At 67.0% G+C, this 19,090-nt stretch carries 18 protein-coding genes; 15 read left to right on the top strand and 3 right to left on the bottom strand.

What is annotated here, in order from left to right:
- Positions 1-14: 14 nt before the first annotated feature.
- On the bottom strand, positions 15-251 hold the full coding sequence (locus EU513_RS12245) for a biotin/lipoyl-binding carrier protein (protein WP_129626340.1): 237 nt from the start codon (positions 249-251) through the stop codon (positions 15-17).
- Positions 252-428: 177 nt separating this feature from the next.
- Here EU513_RS12245 and EU513_RS12240 point away from each other — a divergent pair, with 177 nt between their 5' ends.
- The 5 genes from EU513_RS12240 to EU513_RS12220 all read left to right on the top strand — a co-directional run bounded on the left by EU513_RS12240 (position 429) and on the right by EU513_RS12220 (position 5,343).
- Positions 429-1,433 (top strand): Gfo/Idh/MocA family oxidoreductase, encoded by a 1,005-nt coding sequence (locus tag EU513_RS12240; protein WP_129626338.1) that lies wholly within the window; start codon positions 429-431, stop codon positions 1,431-1,433.
- Entirely contained in the window at positions 1,430-2,314 is an 885-nt protein-coding gene (locus tag EU513_RS12235) for a TIM barrel protein (RefSeq protein WP_129626336.1), read from the top strand. The genes EU513_RS12240 and EU513_RS12235 overlap by 4 nt, the downstream gene beginning before the upstream one ends.
- 153 nt (positions 2,315-2,467) lie before the next feature.
- On the top strand, positions 2,468-3,472 hold the full coding sequence (locus tag EU513_RS12230; RefSeq protein ID WP_129626334.1) for a substrate-binding domain-containing protein: 1,005 nt from the start codon (positions 2,468-2,470) through the stop codon (positions 3,470-3,472).
- Positions 3,473-3,475: 3 nt separating this feature from the next.
- Positions 3,476-4,513, top strand: a complete 1,038-nt coding sequence (locus EU513_RS12225) for an ABC transporter permease (RefSeq protein ID WP_129626333.1) — start codon at positions 3,476-3,478, stop codon at positions 4,511-4,513.
- Positions 4,510-5,343 (top strand): ATP-binding cassette domain-containing protein, encoded by an 834-nt coding sequence (locus tag EU513_RS12220; protein ID WP_129626331.1) that lies wholly within the window; start codon positions 4,510-4,512, stop codon positions 5,341-5,343. Before EU513_RS12225 ends, EU513_RS12220 begins: the two co-directional genes overlap by 4 nt.
- A 61-nt stretch (positions 5,344-5,404) precedes the next feature.
- Here EU513_RS12220 and EU513_RS12215 read toward each other — a convergent pair whose 3' ends face one another.
- A complete protein-coding gene (locus EU513_RS12215; RefSeq protein WP_129626329.1) occupies positions 5,405-6,736 on the bottom strand; it encodes a PIG-L family deacetylase in 1,332 nt (443 codons plus the stop codon).
- A 2-nt stretch (positions 6,737-6,738) separates the two neighbouring features.
- A complete protein-coding gene (locus EU513_RS12210) occupies positions 6,739-7,737 on the bottom strand; it encodes an acyl-CoA dehydrogenase family protein (RefSeq protein WP_129626327.1) in 999 nt (332 codons plus the stop codon).
- A gap of 128 nt (positions 7,738-7,865) precedes the next feature.
- On the opposite strand from EU513_RS12210, the gene EU513_RS12205 reads away from it, so the two are divergent.
- From EU513_RS12205 to EU513_RS12165, 10 genes are all read left to right on the top strand, one after another.
- Entirely contained in the window at positions 7,866-8,612 is a 747-nt protein-coding gene (locus EU513_RS12205; RefSeq protein ID WP_240796039.1) for a glycosyltransferase family 2 protein, read from the top strand.
- Between the two features lie 203 nt (positions 8,613-8,815).
- Positions 8,816-9,073: a hypothetical protein gene (locus tag EU513_RS12200; protein WP_129626325.1), complete on the top strand. Its 258-nt coding sequence runs from the start codon at positions 8,816-8,818 to the stop codon at positions 9,071-9,073.
- A 220-nt stretch (positions 9,074-9,293) separates the two neighbouring features.
- Complete coding sequence (locus EU513_RS12195; RefSeq protein WP_129626323.1) at positions 9,294-9,458, top strand: thiazolylpeptide-type bacteriocin; 165 nt, start codon at positions 9,294-9,296, stop codon at positions 9,456-9,458.
- Between the two features lie 47 nt (positions 9,459-9,505).
- On the top strand, positions 9,506-9,670 hold the full coding sequence (locus EU513_RS12190) for a thiazolylpeptide-type bacteriocin (protein ID WP_129626323.1): 165 nt from the start codon (positions 9,506-9,508) through the stop codon (positions 9,668-9,670).
- A gap of 47 nt (positions 9,671-9,717) precedes the next feature.
- Positions 9,718-9,882 carry a thiazolylpeptide-type bacteriocin gene (locus EU513_RS12185; RefSeq protein WP_129626321.1) on the top strand — a complete coding sequence of 55 codons (165 nt, stop codon included), beginning with the start codon at positions 9,718-9,720 and terminating at the stop codon, positions 9,880-9,882.
- Positions 9,883-10,532: 650 nt separating this feature from the next.
- The gene (locus EU513_RS12180; protein ID WP_205744771.1) at positions 10,533-11,441 is read left to right on the top strand and encodes a helix-turn-helix domain-containing protein; all 909 of its coding nucleotides are present in this window, start codon (positions 10,533-10,535) and stop codon (positions 11,439-11,441) included.
- A 103-nt stretch (positions 11,442-11,544) separates the two neighbouring features.
- Positions 11,545-13,407, top strand: coding sequence for an AfsR/SARP family transcriptional regulator (locus tag EU513_RS12175; protein WP_129626317.1), 1,863 nt, complete (start codon positions 11,545-11,547; stop codon positions 13,405-13,407).
- A complete protein-coding gene (locus EU513_RS15950; RefSeq protein ID WP_168990267.1) occupies positions 13,407-15,560 on the top strand; it encodes a hypothetical protein in 2,154 nt (717 codons plus the stop codon). Before EU513_RS12175 ends, EU513_RS15950 begins: the two co-directional genes overlap by 1 nt.
- Positions 15,557-17,407, top strand: coding sequence for a TOMM precursor leader peptide-binding protein (locus tag EU513_RS12170; RefSeq protein WP_168990266.1), 1,851 nt, complete (start codon positions 15,557-15,559; stop codon positions 17,405-17,407). Before EU513_RS15950 ends, EU513_RS12170 begins: the two co-directional genes overlap by 4 nt.
- Before the next feature lie 13 nt (positions 17,408-17,420).
- The gene (locus EU513_RS12165; protein ID WP_205744770.1) at positions 17,421-19,076 is read left to right on the top strand and encodes a SagB family peptide dehydrogenase; all 1,656 of its coding nucleotides are present in this window, start codon (positions 17,421-17,423) and stop codon (positions 19,074-19,076) included.
- Positions 19,077-19,090: the final 14 nt, after the last annotated feature.

Raw genomic sequence — 19,090 nt, 5'->3', positions numbered from 1 at the left:
TCCGCGCGGGGTTGTCACTCCAGGACGACGAGGATGTCGCCCTCCTGGACGACGTCGCCCGGCACCACGCGGACATCGGTGACTGTGCCCTCCCATTCGGGCACCACCGGAATCTCCATCTTCATCGACTCCAGCAGCACCAGTTCCTGACCGGCCTCCACCTTGTCGCCGATGGCGACCTGCACCTGGGCGACGTTGGCGACCAGATCGCTGACGATGTCCTGGCGGGCGGGGCGTTTGAACGGGGCCATGCCGGCCATCGTGGCACGACGGGAGCTTTACCCGCCGGTATCAGTCATTGATCCGGGACGGCGGTCGATGCTCAATTGTTCTGACAAATCCTTGACACCCTTCCGGACGGCCGAAAAGCTTGGGAGTGCGGCGCCGCCGGGCGCTCCACTGCTTCGAACGGCTCGGAAGGACACCCCATGCGCATCGGCCTGACGGGAGTGGGACGCATCGGTGCGTTCCATGCCGCCACGCTCCACTCCCTCGCATCCGTCGACGAACTCGTGCTCTACGACTTCGTCGGCGACCAGGCGCGCAAGGCCGCCGATGGGATAGGCGCCGAGGTGGTCGACAGCGAGGACGCGTTGCTCGCTGCCGGTCTGGACGGGTTGGTGATCGCGACCCCGACGCCGGGGCACGCGCCGATGCTGCGCAAGGCGATCGCGGCCGGCGTCCCGACCTTCTGTGAGAAACCGGTCGCCGCCACGCTGGACGAGACGATCGACCTGACCCGCTTGGCGGAGGCGTCCGACACCCCGGTGCACGTCGGTTTCCAGCGCCGCTTCGACCACGGCTACCAGCGGGTGCAGCAGGCCGTCGCCGCCGGCGAACTCGGGTTCATCCACACGATCCGCAGCCACACCCTCGACCAGAACCCGCCGCACGCGTCCTACATCCCGACATCCGGTGGCATCTTCCGCGACTGCAACATCCACGACTTCGACGTGGTGCGCTTCGTGTCCGGACGCGAGGTCGCCACCGTCTACGCGACCGGCGGTAACCAGGGGGCCGAGTTCTTCAAGGAGTCCGGCGACTACGACACCGGCGGCGCGATGCTCACGCTCGACTCCGGGACCGTCGTCCAGATCTCCTCCACCCGCTACAACGGCCAGGGTCACGACGTGCGCACGGAGGTCTTCGGCAGCAAGGGTTCGATGTGCGTCGGGCTCGACGACACCCTCGCGATGGTCTCGGCCGAGGACGGCGTCGACTTCCCCAAGGGGCCGGTGCACACCAACTTCATGGACCGCTTCCTGCCCGCCTACCAGGCCGAACTCACCGCGTTCTTCGACGTCGCGTCCGGGCTGCGGGAGAGCCCGTGCACGGTGCGGGACGCGTTGGAGGCGTTCCGGATCGCCGAGGCCTGCGAACTGTCGCGGATGCGTGGACGTCCGGTGTCGATGGACGAGGTCGCCACGGCATGAGCGCCCTCGCCTCCCGCATCGCCGGCGCCCCGATCAGCTGGGGTGTGTGCGAGGTGCCCGGCTGGGGCTACCAGTTGCCGCCCGAAGTGGTGCTCGAACAGATGCGTGGAATCGGGCTGCAGGCAACGGAGTTCGGCCCAGACAGTTTCCTGCCGCAGAACCCGGACGCGAAGGTCGAGACGCTGGTCTCCTACGACCTGCGGGCGGTCGGCCAGTTCGTGCCGGTCGTGCTGCATGACCCGGACCACGACCCGCTGCCGGAAGTGCTCAGCGCGATCGACTCGCTGGTGTTGGCGCAGGCGTCGACCGTCGTCATCGCCGCCTCCACCGGCCAGGACGGTTACGACGCCCGTCCGGTGCTGGAGCAGGAGCAGTGGGGATCGTTGCTGCACAATCTCGATCGCATCGACGCCGCCGCGACCGAGAACGGTCTGTGCGCGACGCTGCACCCGCACGTCGGCACGATGATCGAGAGCGGGCAGGAAGCGCTGCGGGTGATCGAGGGTTCCTCGATCGCGCTCTGCCTCGACACCGGGCACCTGCTGATCGGTGGAGGCGACCCGGTGGCGATCGCCGAACAACACCCCGACCGCATCGGGCACGTCCACCTCAAGGACGTGCGCCTCGACCTCGCCCGGCAGGCGCAGGACGGCTCGCTGACCTACATGCAGGCGGTCGCGCAGGGGATGTATGTGCCGCTCGGCGACGGTGATGTGCCGATCGATCGCATCGTGCGCAGTCTGGAGGCGTCCGGCTACACCGGTTGGTACGTGCTCGAACAGGACACGATCCTGGACGTCGATCCGGTCGGGTCGGATCTGGAACCCATCGGCGACGTCAGCCGGTCGGTCGGTTACCTGATGTCGATCGCGCTGGACTGATACGGAAGGGGAGGGCGCCACAACGTTCACGCAACGGTCGGTTATCTTCCCGTGTCGATTCGACCGCCGGAACGCGGCGACTGAGATAGTCGCCAGCAGACAAAGTCCCACTTCTTCATCGCCGTCCCAAGGACGTGACGGAAAGGAACAGCCATGACTGGCAAGGCTGCAATCAAACTGGCGGCCGTCGGTGCCGCCGCAGCGCTCGCGATCACCGGGTGCAGCAGCGACTCCGGTGGCAAGAAGGCCACCGAGTCGGCGTCCTCCAAGGCGGCCGGTGGCAACGGTGGCGTCGACACCCCGTCGATGACCGTCGCCCTGGTCACCCACTCCGGTCCCGGCGACACCTTCTGGGACATCGTCCGCAAGGGTGCCGAGACGGCCGCGAAGACGTACAATATCAAGCTCGAGTACTCCGCCGACCCCGACGGCACCAAGCAGGCATCGCTGGTGCAGGCCGCCGTCGACAAGAAGGTCGCCGGGGTTGCCACGACCCTGGGCAAGCCGGACGCCATGAAGGGCGCCGTCGGCAACGCCACCAAGGCGAAGATCCCGGTCGTCGGCGTGAACTCCGGCAGCGACAAGGCCAAGGAGTTCGGTCTCATCGGGTTCTTCGGTCAGCCGGAGAAGACCGCCGGTGAAGCGGTGGGCGACAAGCTCAAGGCCGCCGGCGCGACCACCCCGCTGTGCATCATCCACGAGCAGGGCAACGTCGGCCTCGAGGACCGCTGCGCCGGTGTGAAGGCGAAGGTGCCCTCGACCCAGACGCTGTACGTCGACGGCAAGAACCTGCCGAACATCGTCACCAGCGTCCAGGCCAAGCTCTCGCAGGCCAAGAACATCGACTGGATCATCGGACTCAACGCCGACGTGTCGCTGAACGCGCTGAAGGGCCGCGACGGGGCGTCGTCGAAGGCGAAGGTCGGCACGTTCGACACCAATGCCGAGCTGGTGAAGGCGATCAAGGACGGCAAGATCGAGTTCGCGATCGACCAGCAGCCGTGGCTGCAGGGTTACCTCGCGATCCAGTCGATCTGGCTCTACAAGTACAACGGCAGCACGGTCGGCGGCGGTCAGCCGACGCTCACCGGGCCGGCGTTCATCGACAAGAGCAACGTCGACGCGGTCGAGAAGTACGCCTCGCAGGGCATCCGCTGATTCATGAGTTCCACACCGACGACGAAGGGTGACGACCGGGTCAAGGCCCGGTCGCCGCTCAGCGGTCTGCTCAGCACGCCCGAGGTCGGAGCGCTCATCGGAGCGGTCGCCGTCCTCGTCCTCTTCCTGACCGTCGCGCCCCCGTTCCGTTCGGTGGCGGCGATCGGCACGATCGGGTACCTCGCGTCCACCATCGGGATGATGGCGGTGCCGGTGGCGTTGCTGATGATCGGCGGCGAGTTCGACCTGTCCGCCGGTGTGGCCATGACGACATCGGCGCTGGTCGCGTCGATGTTCGCCTGGCAGTTCAGTACCAACCTGTGGGTCGGGGTGATCGTGGCGCTCGCGGTCGCGTTGCTCGTCGGCTTCCTCAACGGGCTGTTGTTGGTGCGGACGAAGCTGCCGAGCTTCCTGGTGACGCTCGGCACCTTCTTCATCCTGCAGGGTTTCAACCTGGCGATGACCAAGAAGATCACCGGCGGGGTCACCTCGCCGCGGATCTCGGACATGGACGGGTTCGACGCGGCGCAGAACATCTTCGCGGCCTCGCTGACCATCGGCCGGGTGAACCTGAAGATCACCGTCCTGTTCTGGATCCTGCTCACCGCGCTCGGTGCGCTGGTGCTCGCCAAGACCCGGCTCGGCAACTGGATCCTCGCCTCGGGTGGCGACGCGGACGCGGCCCGCGCGGTCGGCGTCCCGGTCACCAAGGTGAAGATCGGGCTGTTCATGTTCGTCGGGTTCTGCGCCTGGCTGCTGGGCATGCACACGCTGTTCAACTACGGCAGCGTGCAGTCGAACATCGGTGTCGGCGACGAGTTCATCTTCATCATCGCCGCGGTCGTCGGCGGGTGTCTGCTGACCGGCGGTTATGGCTCGGTGATCGGTGCCTCGCTCGGCGCGCTGATCTACGGCATGACCAACCTCGGCATCACCTACGCCGGCTGGAACCCCGACTGGTTGAAGACCTTCCTCGGCATCATGTTGGTGCTCGCCACTCTGGTGAACACCTACATCCGGCGACAGGCGGAGAAGCGATGACCGACATCGGCGCCCCTCTGGAGGAGAAGACGCCGGACGCGTCCGGACGCGGCCCGGTGGTCGAGCTGCAGGACGTCGGCAAGTCCTATGGCAACGTCGAGGCGCTCGCCGGCGTCGACCTGGTCGTGCGGCAGGGCGAGGTCACCTGCGTGCTGGGCGACAACGGCGCCGGCAAGTCGACGCTGATCAAGATCATGGCCGGACTGCACGAGCACACGTCCGGCGAGATGGTGGTCAACGGCGAGCCGACCCGGTTCAAGTCGCCGCGGGAGGCGCTGGACGCCGGAATCGCGACCGTCTACCAGGACCTCGCGCTCGCACCGTTGATGTCGGTGTGGCGCAACTTCTTCCTCGGCAAGGAGATTCGTGGCCCGCTCGGGTTGATGAAGATCGCCGAGATGAAGAAGATCACCGGCGCCGAACTGTCGAAGATGGGCATTCAGATCCCCGACCTCGACCGACCCGTCGGTGCGCTGTCCGGTGGCCAGAAGCAATGTGTGGCCATCGCCCGCGCGATCTACTTCGGCGCCAAGGTGATCATCCTCGACGAGCCGACCGCCGCCCTCGGTGTGAAGCAGTCGGGTGTGGTGCTGAAGTACATCATCAAGGCTCGGGACGCCGGCCTCGGCGTCGTGTTCATCACCCACAACCCGCACCACGCCCACCTCGTCGGCAGTCACTTCGTCGTGCTCAAACTCGGCGGTGTGGCGCTGGATCGAGAGCGTTCGCAGATCACGCTGGACGAGCTGACGGCGCAGATGGCCGGCGGCGAGGAGCTGGAGCAGTTGTCGCACGAGCTCGAGCAGTTGGAGTCTCCGCCGCGCGACTGACCGCCCGTCCGTCCCGCCCCCGCAGTTCGCAACTGTTGCGAGCCGGGCTCCACCAACTCGATCAGTGGGGCCTCACCGGATTCGGTCCGATCACCTCCATGCGGACGTGGTCGTCCCGGTACTGCACGACTACGCGCCGCCCTTCTCCGCTCAGACGCTCGATCGCGGCTTCATGCACGACCTCGCCGTCCATCGGCCAACCGTCCGGCTGCGGGAGCCAGTGACACAACAGCACCTCGCCGCCCTCGGTCAGACTTTCGCGGACGCGGTCCAGCAAGGCGTCCCAGCGGCGCGGGCTCAGGAAGTAGCCGACCTCGGACAGCACGACCAGGTCGAACCTGCCGTCCGGCCAGTCCTCGGGTGCATCGCGCTGCTGGATTTCGGCGTTCTCCGGTACGCGTGCGGTTGCGGCGCGAGCCGCGTGGGCGCTCGCATCGATACCGAGTACGCGGTCGCAGCGTTCGGCCAGATCAGTGGTCAGTGCACCGATCGAGCAGCCGACCTCGAGCGCCGACTCGTACCGCGCACGCGTCAGCAGACCGAGCGTCACCGCTCGCTTGCGCCGTTCGTACCAGGACTCGTCGACGTTCCACGGGTCCGCCTGCTCGTCGTGCAGGTCGTCAAGAGCTTGATCCTGAATCACGTTCTGCGACAGCAGGATTTCCTGAGCACGTGCGAAGTGCTGCAGCACGTGATCTGGCAGGAGCGCCTCGTCGCCTGGGGCGTCCGACAGCGGCTCGACCTGACTGGTGTGCGCCGCGATCGCCGTCCGCTTCCATTCGACGGTCGACGGCGTCAGATCGATGGAAACGGCTGACTCCCAAGGGAACTCGTCGACCGAACTCCAATGCCAGGCCCAGATCGGGTAGCCGAGGTGGGTTGCGTCCGTGCGGCGGGCGGACAGCGCGGCCGCCTGCGCCGCCGCAGCGTGGTCGGGGTGCCGGTCGGCGTGCCAGGGTGACAGCAACAGCGTGGACGCGCCGTCCAGACCGATCGCCTCGACGATCGCGTTCACCGGCTTGTCGCCCTGCTCGGCCAGCGCGCCGTCGGGCAGGCCGAGCGTGACGACCGACGCGTCCGGAGCCAGCGACGACACGGCGTGACGCACCTCGGCCTCCCGGATGCGGCGCAGTTCTCGCGGAGAGTGTGTCGGTGAGTTCGGATGTGACGCAGCGCCATCGGTCAGAACGACGACCGTGATCCTCAGCCCGAGAGCGGCTGCAGTAGCCATCAGTCCGCCGGCGCCGAGGGTCTCGTCGTCCGGATGCGCGGCCACGACGACAAGGTGCTCGAAGGCTCGCAGATCGAGCGTAGGAAATTCGCGCGACGCGAGGGCGGCGAGCCAGTCCCGCTCGGGAATGCCCGGGTCGGCGAGGTCGAACGTCTGCGTCATTCCTACACCACGGACGAACCGATCGCGGCGAGGTCCCGCTCGGCATGCCACTGACGCACGTACAGGTGTAGGTCGGCGACCCGGGCGGCGTGCTCCTCGTTCCCGACGAGGGGCCCGGGGCCGAGGCCGTGGTCGACGGCGGTCATCACCGTCTCGCAGGTCTGAGCCACGATCGTGCGCACCCGCGCCGCGAGCAGACCGGGGTCGTCCACGGAGCCCGCATCGATGTCGGCCGCTGCCTGCCGCAGGGTGCACCGGGTCGCGTGCAGGGCCGCGTCACAGCGTCCGATGTGCATCAGTGCGATCTGGTCGGGCTTCCGTTTGCCGGCGGCCGACGTCAGTGCGGACGCAAGCGCCACCGCAGCGCCGAACCACACGGCTGCGACACCGATGCCGCCCCACGCGAACCCCGGCCGGCGCAGGTACCAGCCCGCATCACCGACGGGCGTGGCCGCAACCCCGGCGAACTCGACGGACTCACTCGTCACCTGCGGCAGTCCGCGGGCGACCCAGGTGCCGCTGGTGGCGGTCACTGCGTCCTGTTGCAGGTCGACGGCGAACAAGCCGCGTTGCGAGTCGTCGACCCATGCGGTGACCAGCGCATGGTCGAGGTGTGCAGCCAGCGAGCACCACGGCTTGACCCCGTCGAGCCTCCACGCGTCCCCGTCCGGCGACGCGGTGAGCCGGACGCCGGGACCTTCCGCAGCGAACACACCCCAGGTGCCGCAGGGCGCGTCGTCGCCGGCCTCGGCGAGGATCGCCCGCGCGTCCAGCTGCGGCTCGATGGTGCGTGCCACGGTCAGATCGATCATGCCCAGGCGGGCGAGGCCCTCCCACAGTTCGATGGTCGACCCCGACCCGGGCAACGGCAGCGCCTCGGCGATGCGGGGCGCCAGCGCCAGAGCCGCAGCCGCGTCCCCTGCTGACCGCCGGGCCTGCTCGTAGAGATCATCCGGTCCGGCGTCCGGCGCCAGTCCGGCGCGAGCCTGCGGGTCGCTCATCGGGGTCTCCCTCGTCTACGTCCACCCCTGCGGGCGAAAGTGCATGCATCATTGGGTTCGGCGGCAAACTTCGCGCGCTGCCAACGGCCATTTGACCACCGCGAGGTGGCACCGTGTGCCCAAACGCATTGTCCTCCGAAACGAGAATCGACATCGAAACCTGTCCCCGCAACATCCTTGTCGTCGTGCCGGCGCGCGACGAGGAGGCGCTGCTGCCTGCCTGCCTCGACGGCCTCGAAGCTGCGATCGAGCGGTTGAGCGTCGAACGGCCCGAAACCCGGGTGACCTGCGTGGTCGTGCTCGATCGGTGTACCGACTCCTCCGCCGACATCGTCGCCTCTCGGCATTGGGCGCACGCGTTGGTCAGTGCCTTCGGCCAAGTCGGGGCAGCCCGCCGCGCCGGTGTCGAGCACGCCGCGGCGCTCGCCGGCGTGCAGGACGCCCGTGCCGCCTGGGTGGCCAACACCGACGCCGACAGCGTCGTCCCGGACCACTGGCTCACCCGGCAACTCGAACTCGCCTGTGGAGGGGCCGATCTGGTGCTAGGGACGGTGGTGCCCGATACGCTCGGCGTCGATCCGCGCGTCATCGAGGCATGGCATGCGCGACATGTCCTGGCGGAGGATCACCCGTACGTGCACGGAGCGAATCTCGGCGTCCGGCTTAGCACCTACCGCCGCGCGGGCGAGTTCCCGGAACTGCCGGTGCATGAGGACGTCCGGCTCGTCGACGCGATCCGGCGCGATGGTGCGGCAGTGGTGGCCACAGCGACAGCGCCGGTCGTCACCTCGGGTCGGTTCACCGCGCGCACCCCTGCCGGGTTTGCCTCCTACCTGCGCGAGCTGTCCGGACCCGATGTAGGGCTGCGCGCCTGAGTGTCGGGATGCCTCGCTGTTCACGGCCCCGGCGGTGAACATGCGCCCGTTGTTTCCGGGCATGCGGACGAAGGCACCGCGGAATTCCTGTTCAACGCAGCCAAGGCCGCCTACCTGGGCGTCTTCGACGGCATAGAACCCAGAAGTTCGCAAAGCTGCTGTCTCACAGTGAAATTGCTGTCGGTGGTGCGCTGCTTGCGCCGATGGTTCCCGCCACGGTCGCCGGCTCGGCGCTCACCGATTTCGGCGCAAGCTTGGTGCGGATGTACCTGCGCACTCCGGGCATGACGCAGTCCGACGGCGTTCGGCCCACATGGGACGGCACCGTAGTCGCGAAGGACATTTGGCTGGTCGGCGCGGGGCTGACCCTCATGAGCCAGGGCATCGTCGGTGGTGCCAGATCGGGCGCTCAGGCCGTCGGGCGCGGCGACCGCAAGGTCACGCCGTTCGTCGAGGCCTGACCGACCTTCCACGAAAGTCCGCAGAACTACTGGCCTGACCGGCGCGTTCTGCGGACTTTTGTTGTGTCTGTCTCCCGTGTGTCACATGACGATTCTCAGCTGAAGCACCGGTGACATCGAAGTGATCTTGACGTGTTCACCCGACGGGGCAATGTCTTCCTTGTCAGAAAGCAAACCCGGTCGGAATCGATCGTCACACCACGACACAAGGAGAACTGACATGAACAAGCTGAACCTCACCGCTGAGCTCGCCGAGCTGGAGGCCGAGACCTTCGAGATCGCTGACTACGCCGACGACGCCGAGATGGTGCTGGCGGGCTGCACCTCGAGCTCTTCGACCTCGACCTGCTCCTCGACCACGTCGACGACCAGCTGCACCGCCTGATCCACCTCGACTTCCGCTCGAACTGAACACCACACAGGAGAACTGACATGAACAAGCTGAACCTCACCGCTGAGCTCGCCGAGCTGGAGGCCGAGACCTTCGAGATCGCTGACTACGCCGACGACGCCGAGATGGTGCTGGCGGGCTGCACCTCGAGCTCTTCGACCTCGACCTGCTCCTCGACCACGTCGACGACCAGCTGCACCGCCTGATCCACCTCGACTTCCGCTCGAACTGAACACCACACAGGAGAACTGACATGAACAAGCTGAACCTCACCGCTGAGCTCGCCGAGCTGGAGGCCGAGACCTTCGAGATCGCTGACTACGCCGACGACGCCGAGATGGTGCTGGCGGGCTGCACCTCGAGCTCTTCGACCTCGACCTGCTCCTCGACCACGTCGACGACCAGCTGCAGCGCCTGACGTCACCACGCACAAGAAAGCCGGCTCGGCCATATCGGCCGAGCCGGCTGCTTGGTGTGGGGTGCGTGAGCCGATGGTGGGTTGCATCACCAGCAGTCGATGCAACCTCCGGTCGGCTTGTGAACGGTGGGGCCGGCCACCGACGCGGATGCCGACGACGGGGCTGATGCTGCGACCGGACCGACTGCAACGCCGGCGAGGAGAGTGAGGGTGCAGAGAAGTTTGACCATTGCGGAACGCCTTTCGTAGGAGTCGCAGGGGCCCGTCTGTCCGCTGCGTTTCCACCATCGTGGCCGGAGGCGGCACAAACGTGAATATGGTCACGCCTTCCGCAACCGGACATGGCCGCAAATCTCTCTCGGACAAACCGACAGGCATGTATCTACGCCCGTGCTGTCAAACGAAATGTGAACAAATGACGTGAAAGGCCGACCTGATCGGTCATTGCGAACCCAACCCTGAGCCCACCTTGTGCGTCGGTTAACATGACTGACGGGGAGGGGTATTCAGGGATGTCTGTGGGCAGGAAAGCGACGGACGACGTCGGCCGTGCAGCGCCTGCTCGAACGCGGGCGGGACTGTCCATTCTCGAGCTGAGCTCGAATGCGGTGCAGATCTACGAACGCATGCTAGTGGATGACGAATGGTCGATGTGCACACTGGCGTCGGTGCTCGGCATCGACCGAGAAGCTTTCGACGATGCGGTCGCCGAACTCGAATCTCACCAACTGTTGGTGAGATCGGACAACGGACCCAGCGTGCGGGTGGTCAGTCCGCAGGTCGGCCTGAACCGACTCCTCGACACTCACGAATCCGAGCTTCGGCGTCGGCAGGACGATCTGAGCGTTGCCCGACGGGCCGCCGAAAGCCTGATCCTGCGGGCGGACGACGCCCGAGCCGAAAGCACGCGGACAATCCTCGAGACGGTCGCAGCCGGCGCCGAGATCGCGAACGTCGTCTCGGAGATTCTGGGGGACGCCGACACCGAAGTGTTGACGATGCTGACCATCCTGCCGAGCCCGCAGAGCCTTGAGTACGCAGCATCCAGCGACGCCGCACTCCTGGCCCGCGGAGTACGTGCCCGCCTGATCGTGCTCGACGGGCACCTCACCCGGTCGCCCGAGTTGGTCAACCACGTCGAACGGTTGATCGGTCTGGGCGTACGCGTGCGGGTCGCCACCACATTGCCGCACCGCATGATCGTCGTCGATGGCCGCACTGCCGTCCTGCCCGTCGACCTGCGGGACGAGACCGCCGGTGGACTCATCGCCCGGCAGCCCACCCTGGTCGGTCTGGCACTGAACGCGTTCGAGCACTCCTGGCAGAGCGCCCATGAATTTGCCTACGAGGCAACGGAACCTGCAGACGTACCGCTCAACCGGATGCAGTTGGAGATCCTGCGCCTGCTGGCCGAGGGCGGTAAGGACGACACGGTCGCACGGCGCCTCGGCATCTCAGCACGCACTGTGCGTCGGCTCATCTCCGAAGCAAGCGAGAGCGTCGGCGTCGACAGTCGATTCCAGTTGGCCGCAGAAGCCGCCCGCCGCGGTCTCGTCTGAGTTCTGACACAGACGTCCGACTGGGGCGTAAGTAGCGGTCACGGCCGCAGTTGCGGTCGGAAAGCCCTTCATTTCCAGCACCTTTCGAGGCGATGGTCGATGCATGACCGACCAGTCGAACGCGTGCCGGCCCACCTTCCGGGTGCTTGGCGCACTGAGCGTCCAGGTAGAGGGGGAGTACGTCGCGCTGCCGGCGTGCAAGCCGGGCAACATGCTCGCCGGGCTCCTGGTCAGCCCCAACGAAGTGACCTCGAACGACTTCTTGTCCCGTGTCGTCTGGAGTGACGACTCGGACGTCGACACCCGTGCGGCATTGCGCACGTGCACCACCCGGCTGCGCAAGTTGCTGCTGCGTCACAACCTCGGTGACGAACTCATCGAGACCGTGCCGGGCGGCTATCGCCTCAAGGCCGGACCGGCCGACCTCGACCTGCTGCGCTTCCGCGAACTTGTCGCGACCTCCGTGCGAATGGCGGACGCCGACGAACAGCTGACGATGCTTCGGGATGCGCTGAACCTGTGGAACGGTCCGGTGCTGTGCAATGTCGACTCGGAGGTGCTGCACCGCGGTGTCGTGCCGCTGCTGGAAGAGGAACGACTGCAGGCGCTGGAGCGAGTGATCGCCGTGTTTCGAGCAAACGGTCATGACAACGCCGCGTTGGCAGAGTTGCAGCAGCTCACGCGCACGTATGAGGGTCACGAGCGGTTCGCCCTCCGACTCGCCGAAACCCTTCACGCCGTAGGACGGCGAGAGGACGCGTTGGCCGAGTGCCGCCGCATCAAGGGCTACCTGGACGACGAGTTGGGTCTGGAGCCGACTCAGGAGTTGCGTGAACTCGAGGTCGCGATCCTGCGCGGTGAGTCGAGCCGGCCGGTTGCCGGGTCCGAGGCGATACCGACCGCGGAAGATGCAGTTGAGGATCCCGCTGAGGAGGCGATCGAGGCTGCGCCGACATCGTCCGGGATCGCGGTGCAGTCCGGCTTCGTGGGACGCGAAGACAGCCTGGCCGCGCTCACCGGCGTGCTCACCGCAAACCCCGGAGCACCGGCGCTGATCCTGGTGACCGGCGCGCCCGGGATCGGCAAGACCGCCCTCGCCACCGCGGTCGCCGGACGAGTGAAGAGCACCTACCCGACCGCGGAGGTCGTCGCCCTGCGAACCGGCGGACGAGCGCGACCGACCGACGAGGTGCTCGAGGAGGTGCGATTCCGGGTCGGCTCCTCCTACCAGCGTGTGCTGCTGGTCCTGGACGACGCCGGTGACGAGGGTCAGGTCGCCGAGATCCTCAACGGTCTTGCCGGAGCCGCAGCGCTGGTCACTGCTTCGGTCGACCTCCTCGGTCTGGTGCGCAGCCACGGCGCGTTCGTGCACCGCGTACGCCCGATGACCGACGCCGAGGCCTTCGCGCTGCTGTGCTCGCTGCTCGGCGACGACCGGCTCGTCGAAGACCTCACCTCCGCTCACGAACTGGTGCGCAACGGATGGGGAAATCCGTTGGTGCTACGCATGATTGCCACTCTGATGCAGGTGCGTCCGTCGTGGTCGGCGCAGCAGTGCGTGGCCTGGCTGTCCGACGATCCGGTGCTTCGACTGTCGTCCGCGGGCGAATCGATGTCGCTGCTCAAGATCTACCAGCAGGCCTCCGACCGACTCGCACCTGAACTGCGCGACACGGTCGAACTGCTGGCCAACCGCCCGGAGCGCACGCTCGACCGTAAGTCCTCGTTCAGTAAGACCCAGGCACGGGGGCTGCTCAACGGCTCGACCGACTCGCTGCTTCCCCGACTGGTCGCCATGGGCTGGTTGGACGAGGTCTCCCCGGACACCTTTCACTTCGACCGCATGATCGCGCACTGCCTGCAGGTGGACACCGGACCCCTCGACACAAACACCACGGATCTCGCAAGCCGAGTGACCAATGTGTTCGCTCTCGCACCCACCGAAAACACGAAAGAAGGCGCCTGATGACAACGTTCTCCGACCTGGCCGACACCAAGCCCCGCATCCGTCGCGACGTGCTGTTCACCGAGACCCCGAAGGGAGTGTTGTTCCACAACTCCAAAGGCGGGTTCCACGTCAACGCGGCATCCGCGTACCGCCTCGCGACCATCCTGGTGCCGCATCTGGATGGTTCGGTGACCTTGTCCGAACTCGCCGGGTCAGCCGGTGAGCAGCAGAAGACCATGATGGCCTCACTGGTCGGTACCTTGCTCGACCGCGGCTTCGCCCGGGACGCACGTGAGGACCGCAGCGCTGACGAGGTGGGTGTCGCGACACCGGTCGCACAGTACTTCGCCCCGCAGATCGACTACATCACCCACTATGTCGGCGACGCTGTCCGCCGGTTCCAGACCTTCCGCACCGCGAACATCGCCGTGCTCGGCGAGGGCGAGACCGCCAACTGGGCCGTCGCCGGACTGTTGCGCAACGGTGCCGCTCGCGTGGCCACCGACCCGAAGGTCTGGAGCAGCCCGCAGGTGCGCGGTGCGTTGAGCGAACTGACCCAGGCCGGGATGAGCGCCGAGCACCGTGCGCTCGACACCGGTGGGCCGCTCACCTGGCAGGACCTGCAGGGCGTGGACATCGTGTGCCCTACGGGCCCGTCGTCGGCGTCCCAGATGCACGTCCTCACCAGCGACACCATTCCTGAGGGAAAGGTCGTCGTACCGGCGTGGACGATGGGTGGCCGGCTGGTGATGGGACCGCTGGCCGAGCCGGACAGCCACCCGTTGTGGGTCAGCGTCGTGCGTGCCCTCGGTCGGGATTTTCCCACACAGGAAGCGGCCCTCTGGCACGCGGTCGCCAACCCGAACACTCCGCCTGCGACACCCACCCCCGACGGGCCGATGGCTGCCATGGTCGGGAACCACCTCGCGTACGAGATCTTCCGCATCACCACCGGCTGCCTGCCCGGCGAGACCGTGCAAGGCGTCATCCTGCAGGACATCGACTCGCTCGATGTTCGAGCCGAACGCGTGCTCGCGGACCCGGGCCTGCCCGGTGTGCCGGCACCCGCGGTCATCGACCTGTCCAGCGTCACCCCCCACGATCAGGAGTACGACGCTTCGGCGCACGAGGGGGCGGCCGAGTCCGACCCGGTTGCGATCGAGCTGAACGCCCGGTCGGCCATGGTGCAGCGTCACTGCGGGTTGGTGGCCACGTTCACCGACTCCGGTTGGACGCAGGTGCCGATGAAGGTCTCCACCGTCGACTTCGCCAGGCCGGGGGCAGAGCCGGTGCAACTCGCAGCCGCTTCGGTCGACCACGTCGCCGATGCCCGGCTTCGCCTCCTGGACGCGGTCGCGATCCGTCATGCCTCCGGCGCGCTGCTTGTTGCCGGCGCATCGCAACAAGAGACTCAGATCGAGGGCGGTCGCTTCGTGCACGCAGCCCACCCCGGCGTGCGCTGCTCTGACTGGTCGGTGCCGGCGACCGACCTGCTGACCGGCAATGTCACCCGCATCCCACTTGACGCAGTCGTACCCGGGCACGCCTGGGCTGCAAACGGATTCGGTGTCAGGCCGATCGGATGGGGCGCCGCCGTAAATCTGGATCGAGCCACTGCTCGGGGACTGCGGGACGCATTGACCTATACCGCCTTGATCGATGCCGGCAACGGTGCAGCCGTGCAGTCGGCCGACCTGACGACGCTCACCGACTCGGCGCAGAACCGAACCGCGGCTGCGCTGCGATTCCTAGCCGAAGCCGCAGACCTGTTCCAGGTGCAGCCGGAGGTGCTCATCACCTCGGCACCCGGGCAGGCCTGCGCTGTGGCCGTGGTGCGCGACGCGCACTCGGGTCACCACTCGATCGCCGGTGGCCTCACCGCGGCGCAGGCCACCCGTGACGCACTGCGCGATCTCGTCGCGGACGTGCAGTTGCGCGATCAGGGTTGGCAGGGCCGCCCATGCGGTTCGCAGCCAGTGGATCAGTTCGACCCGTGGACGCTGTCGGGCGGTCCGACCGCGCACGAAGCCGCTCCCGCGACCTGGCGGGAAGCAGCGCGCCGTGCTCAGATCGCCGGATACACGCCGGTTCTGGTGCGCACGACCACATCTGCCCTCATCGACTGCGGCGTGGAATCCGCTGCGGTCCTGTTGCACCGGGACTCACAGTGACCGAGGTTCTGCGCAGGGCATCGACGGCCTCGCCGCGTACCCGCACCCTCGGGCGGGCGGACGAGTTCGAGACGGCGCCGTGGCCGACCGGAATCAGGCGGCAGGAGCACGCACAGGAGTTGCTGATCGGGCCGATCGACGGCGCGAACACCAGCGAGCCGGCGTGTGCCCACTGCATCGCACGTCGTTGGCAGGCGCTTCGTCCGGAGAATCTGCGCGAAGCGCTCGAGGCCGGCACGGGCACTACGCCAGTGGACGAAGCAGGCGTCGTCAACCCGTTCGCCGAGGTGACGGTGGACGCCGTCGAACAGTTCGCACAGGGAGTTGTCGACCGGGCCGGCAGTCGGTATTCGCAGGTGTTCTCGGTGGACCGGGAACGACTGCTGGTCGCGGCCCAGCCGGTCGTGCCGGATCCGGAGTGCCAGACCTGTAGTGACCTGCCCACGGACGTCCCTGGTGCTGCCGACCTAAGTCGGACCACTAAGCGGGCACCGTTGGACTTTCGGCAGCAGTCGATCTTCGAGTACGACCTCGACCAGGAGGCACTGGTCGGACCGGTGTGCGGAGCTCTCGGCCCGCGGTCGGTGGAAGACCTCACCTCCACCACGACCTCCGCGACGATTGGGTGTTTCACGACTCGGTCCGGGTCGTACCTGCGCGAGGTGTTCTGGGGTGGGCATGAGGACCGATTCGACGTCAGCGCCCTCGTCGGGGTGCTCGAAGGCCTCGAACGGGTCGCCGGGATGCGTCCGCGGGGGCGTCGTACCGGTGTACATGCATCGCTGACGCAGCTCACGCAGCTCACGCAGCCGGCTGTCGACCCGCGCGTCTGCGGGTTGTACGACCAGCGGTTCCACCGCACCTTTGCGTGGGTGCTCCCCTTCGAACCGGACCATGAGATCGACTGGGTATGGGGTCACTCGCTGCGCGACGACCGGTCGGTACTGGTGCCGGAAGTGCTGTCCTACTACCACATCCCGGGCCAGCAGCACCGATTCGTGCAGGAGAGCAGCAGCGGCTGCGCGACCGGCGGTTCGGTCACCGAAGCGGCACTGTTCGGGCTGTTGGAACTGATCGAACGGGACGCGTTCGTGATCGGTTGGTACGCCGGCCGTCCGCTGCCGGAGATCGACGCCGACACCATCATCTCCACCGAATCCCGAGCGATGATCGCCCGGTTGCGGATGGCCGGTTATGAAGCCCGCTTCTTCGATGCCCGGGTCACTTTCGACGTACCGGTCGTGATGGCCGTGGCCGAACGAATCGACGGCGGACTCGGTCGGCTGTGTTTCGGCGCGGGCGCCTCGTTCGACCCCGAGGCAGCGATCGCTTCCGCGTTGTGCGAGATCGCGACGGACGCACCCAACTCCCGGATGCGCACGACCAACCATTTGGCACGCCTGGAAGCGATGGTCGAAGACCTCGATCGAGTGCTGTCCTTGCACGACCACCCACTGCTGTACGGCTTGCCGCAGATGCGCCACCACGCCGCATTCCTGTTGGACCACCCGCACGGCAAGCATTCGGTGAGCGAATTGTTCGAGCATCGCCGCCCGATGCCGCGCCCGACCACCGACCTGCGCGCAGATCTGCAGCTTCTCGTCGACGCTGTCGCGGCAGCCGGCTTCGACACCGTCGCGGTGGACCAGACGATGGCCGTCCAACGCTCATTGGGATTGCACACCGTCAGTGTGATCACTCCCGGTCTGGTGCCGGTCGACTTCGGGTGGGCCCGGCAACGGGCCCGCTCCATGGAGCGCACGCTCACCGCCCGCCACGACGCCGGCCTGGATCAGCAACCACTGGCCGCCGCCGACCTCACCCACGCCCCACACCCGTTGCCGTGAAACGAGATTCGTCATGACCGACACCTACTGCGCGAACAGCGAGGACACCATGACCGCCTACGCACCCGAATACACCGAACAGATCATGCATCGCGGCCGAGTGATGATGGAACCGGCCGACTTCGTTCCCGATTGGCTCGACAAGCCACGCAAGCAGAAGTTCTACCCCGACGCCGTCCGGGTGCCGATGCCGCGCGCGGCCGGCGGCGCGGACGCGTCAGGCACGACCGCCGCAGCATTCACCGCGAACGACGGGGAGCAGCTGGGCGACGACCTGAGCGACCTGGCCGAGATGTTGTTGCACAGCTACGGCCTGATCGGACGTCGACTCGGCATCCAGGCCAACACCGACCTGGGTGGACTTCCGCGGTACGTCGATGCGGGATGGTCGCGGGGCACAGCCTCCGGCGGTGGTCTCTACCCGATCACCATCTACTACGTCGCCGGGGCTGACTCCCAGCTCGCTTCGGGCATCTACCACTACTCCCCGATGCATCACGCGTTCCAGCGGTTGCTGACCGGGGACGTGACCGCGCAGATCCGAGGTGCCCTCGCGACGCACCAGGAGCGGGAGGCGGGCGGTGGGTACTTTGTCCTGGGGCTGAAGTACTGGCAGAACGCCTTCAAATACAACAGCTTCAGCTTCCACGCCGTCACCATGGACCTCGGCACGGTGCTGGCCACCTGGACGATGTGGGCACGAGCCCGCGGACGTCGGCTGAGCGCGGACCTGTGGTTCGATGAGGCCGAGGTGGCCGACCTGCTCGGCGTCGACAACGACGAAGAAGCGATCTACGCGGTCGTGCCGCTGACCGCCATGAGTGCGCAGAGCCGTCCGGCACACGGGTCGTCGCTCGAACAGGCGGCCACGGGCGCACCGTCGCACCCTGCCCAGGTGCGGATCGCTGACGAGGAGCAGTCCCGGATCAGCTACGGCTTCGATGCGGTGGAGCGCATGCAACGCGAAAGCAGCCGCGCTGCTCGACTCAGCGACGAAGCACGCACTGCCCTCGAGCGCGTCGGCCGGCCTCGGCTGCGCCAGGGACCATCCCTCGATCTACCGTCGCCCGCCCCGCTCCAGGGGTCGTTGGTGAAAGCCCTGACCGGTCGACGCAGTTCCTTCGGACGGTTCGTGGGAGCACCGATGTCGGCCGCTGACCTGCACACGCTGCTGCGTGCGGCCGGCGAAGGCGGGCTCGTCACGGACGCCGGTGCCGACACCAGCGCGTCGGCGAGCATCTATGTCTTCGTCAACCACGTCGAGTCGATCGCCAAGGGCGCCTACCAGTTCGACGCACGCACCGGATCCCTGATCAGACTGGTCGACGGCGACCAGGGACGCTTCCTGCAGGACAACTACTTCCTGTCCAACTACAACCTCGAACAGGCCGGGGCGGTCATCGTCCCGGCGATACCGACCCATCACGTCCTGGACGGAACTGGTGCGCGTGGCTACCGACTGGTTAACGCCACGATCGGTGCCATCTCCCAACACACGTACGTAGCCGCGTCCGCCCTCGGAACCGGCTGTGGCGTAGCACTCGGTTTCGACAACATCTCGTTCATCGAGCGGCTGGAACTTCAGGAGTCGGGGGAGAAGCCACTGCTGATCATGGCGGTCGGCAACGAACTCCCCGGCTCAGGCAACTATCGCGCAGAAATGGTGTGAGGCAGATGATTTCG

Origin of the sequence: Yimella sp. RIT 621 (assembly GCF_004146205.1) — a bacterium.
Taxonomy (GTDB): Bacteria; Actinomycetota; Actinomycetes; order Actinomycetales; family Dermatophilaceae; genus Yimella; species Yimella lutea.
Note: the sequence above shows the minus strand (reverse complement) of the source record. Positions and strands in the feature narration are given on the sequence as shown.

Coding starts and splice junctions, on each gene's coding strand:
- EU513_RS12220 (WP_129626331.1), top strand. CDS start 4,510: ATGACCGACATCGGCGCCCCTCTGGAGGAGAAGACGCCGGACGCGTCC.
- EU513_RS12210 (WP_129626327.1), bottom strand. CDS start 7,737: ATGAGCGACCCGCAGGCTCGCGCCGGACTGGCGCCGGACGCCGGACCG.
- EU513_RS12200 (WP_129626325.1), top strand. CDS start 8,816: ATGGTTCCCGCCACGGTCGCCGGCTCGGCGCTCACCGATTTCGGCGCA.
- EU513_RS12245 (WP_129626340.1), bottom strand. CDS start 251: ATGGCCCCGTTCAAACGCCCCGCCCGCCAGGACATCGTCAGCGATCTG.
- EU513_RS12190 (WP_129626323.1), top strand. CDS start 9,506: ATGAACAAGCTGAACCTCACCGCTGAGCTCGCCGAGCTGGAGGCCGAG.
- EU513_RS12235 (WP_129626336.1), top strand. CDS start 1,430: ATGAGCGCCCTCGCCTCCCGCATCGCCGGCGCCCCGATCAGCTGGGGT.
- EU513_RS12230 (WP_129626334.1), top strand. CDS start 2,468: ATGACTGGCAAGGCTGCAATCAAACTGGCGGCCGTCGGTGCCGCCGCA.
- EU513_RS15950 (WP_168990267.1), top strand. CDS start 13,407: ATGACAACGTTCTCCGACCTGGCCGACACCAAGCCCCGCATCCGTCGC.
- EU513_RS12185 (WP_129626321.1), top strand. CDS start 9,718: ATGAACAAGCTGAACCTCACCGCTGAGCTCGCCGAGCTGGAGGCCGAG.
- EU513_RS12215 (WP_129626329.1), bottom strand. CDS start 6,736: ATGACGCAGACGTTCGACCTCGCCGACCCGGGCATTCCCGAGCGGGAC.
- EU513_RS12165 (WP_205744770.1), top strand. CDS start 17,421: ATGACCGACACCTACTGCGCGAACAGCGAGGACACCATGACCGCCTAC.
- EU513_RS12195 (WP_129626323.1), top strand. CDS start 9,294: ATGAACAAGCTGAACCTCACCGCTGAGCTCGCCGAGCTGGAGGCCGAG.
- EU513_RS12180 (WP_205744771.1), top strand. CDS start 10,533: ATGTGCACACTGGCGTCGGTGCTCGGCATCGACCGAGAAGCTTTCGAC.
- EU513_RS12175 (WP_129626317.1), top strand. CDS start 11,545: ATGACCGACCAGTCGAACGCGTGCCGGCCCACCTTCCGGGTGCTTGGC.
- EU513_RS12240 (WP_129626338.1), top strand. CDS start 429: ATGCGCATCGGCCTGACGGGAGTGGGACGCATCGGTGCGTTCCATGCC.
- EU513_RS12225 (WP_129626333.1), top strand. CDS start 3,476: ATGAGTTCCACACCGACGACGAAGGGTGACGACCGGGTCAAGGCCCGG.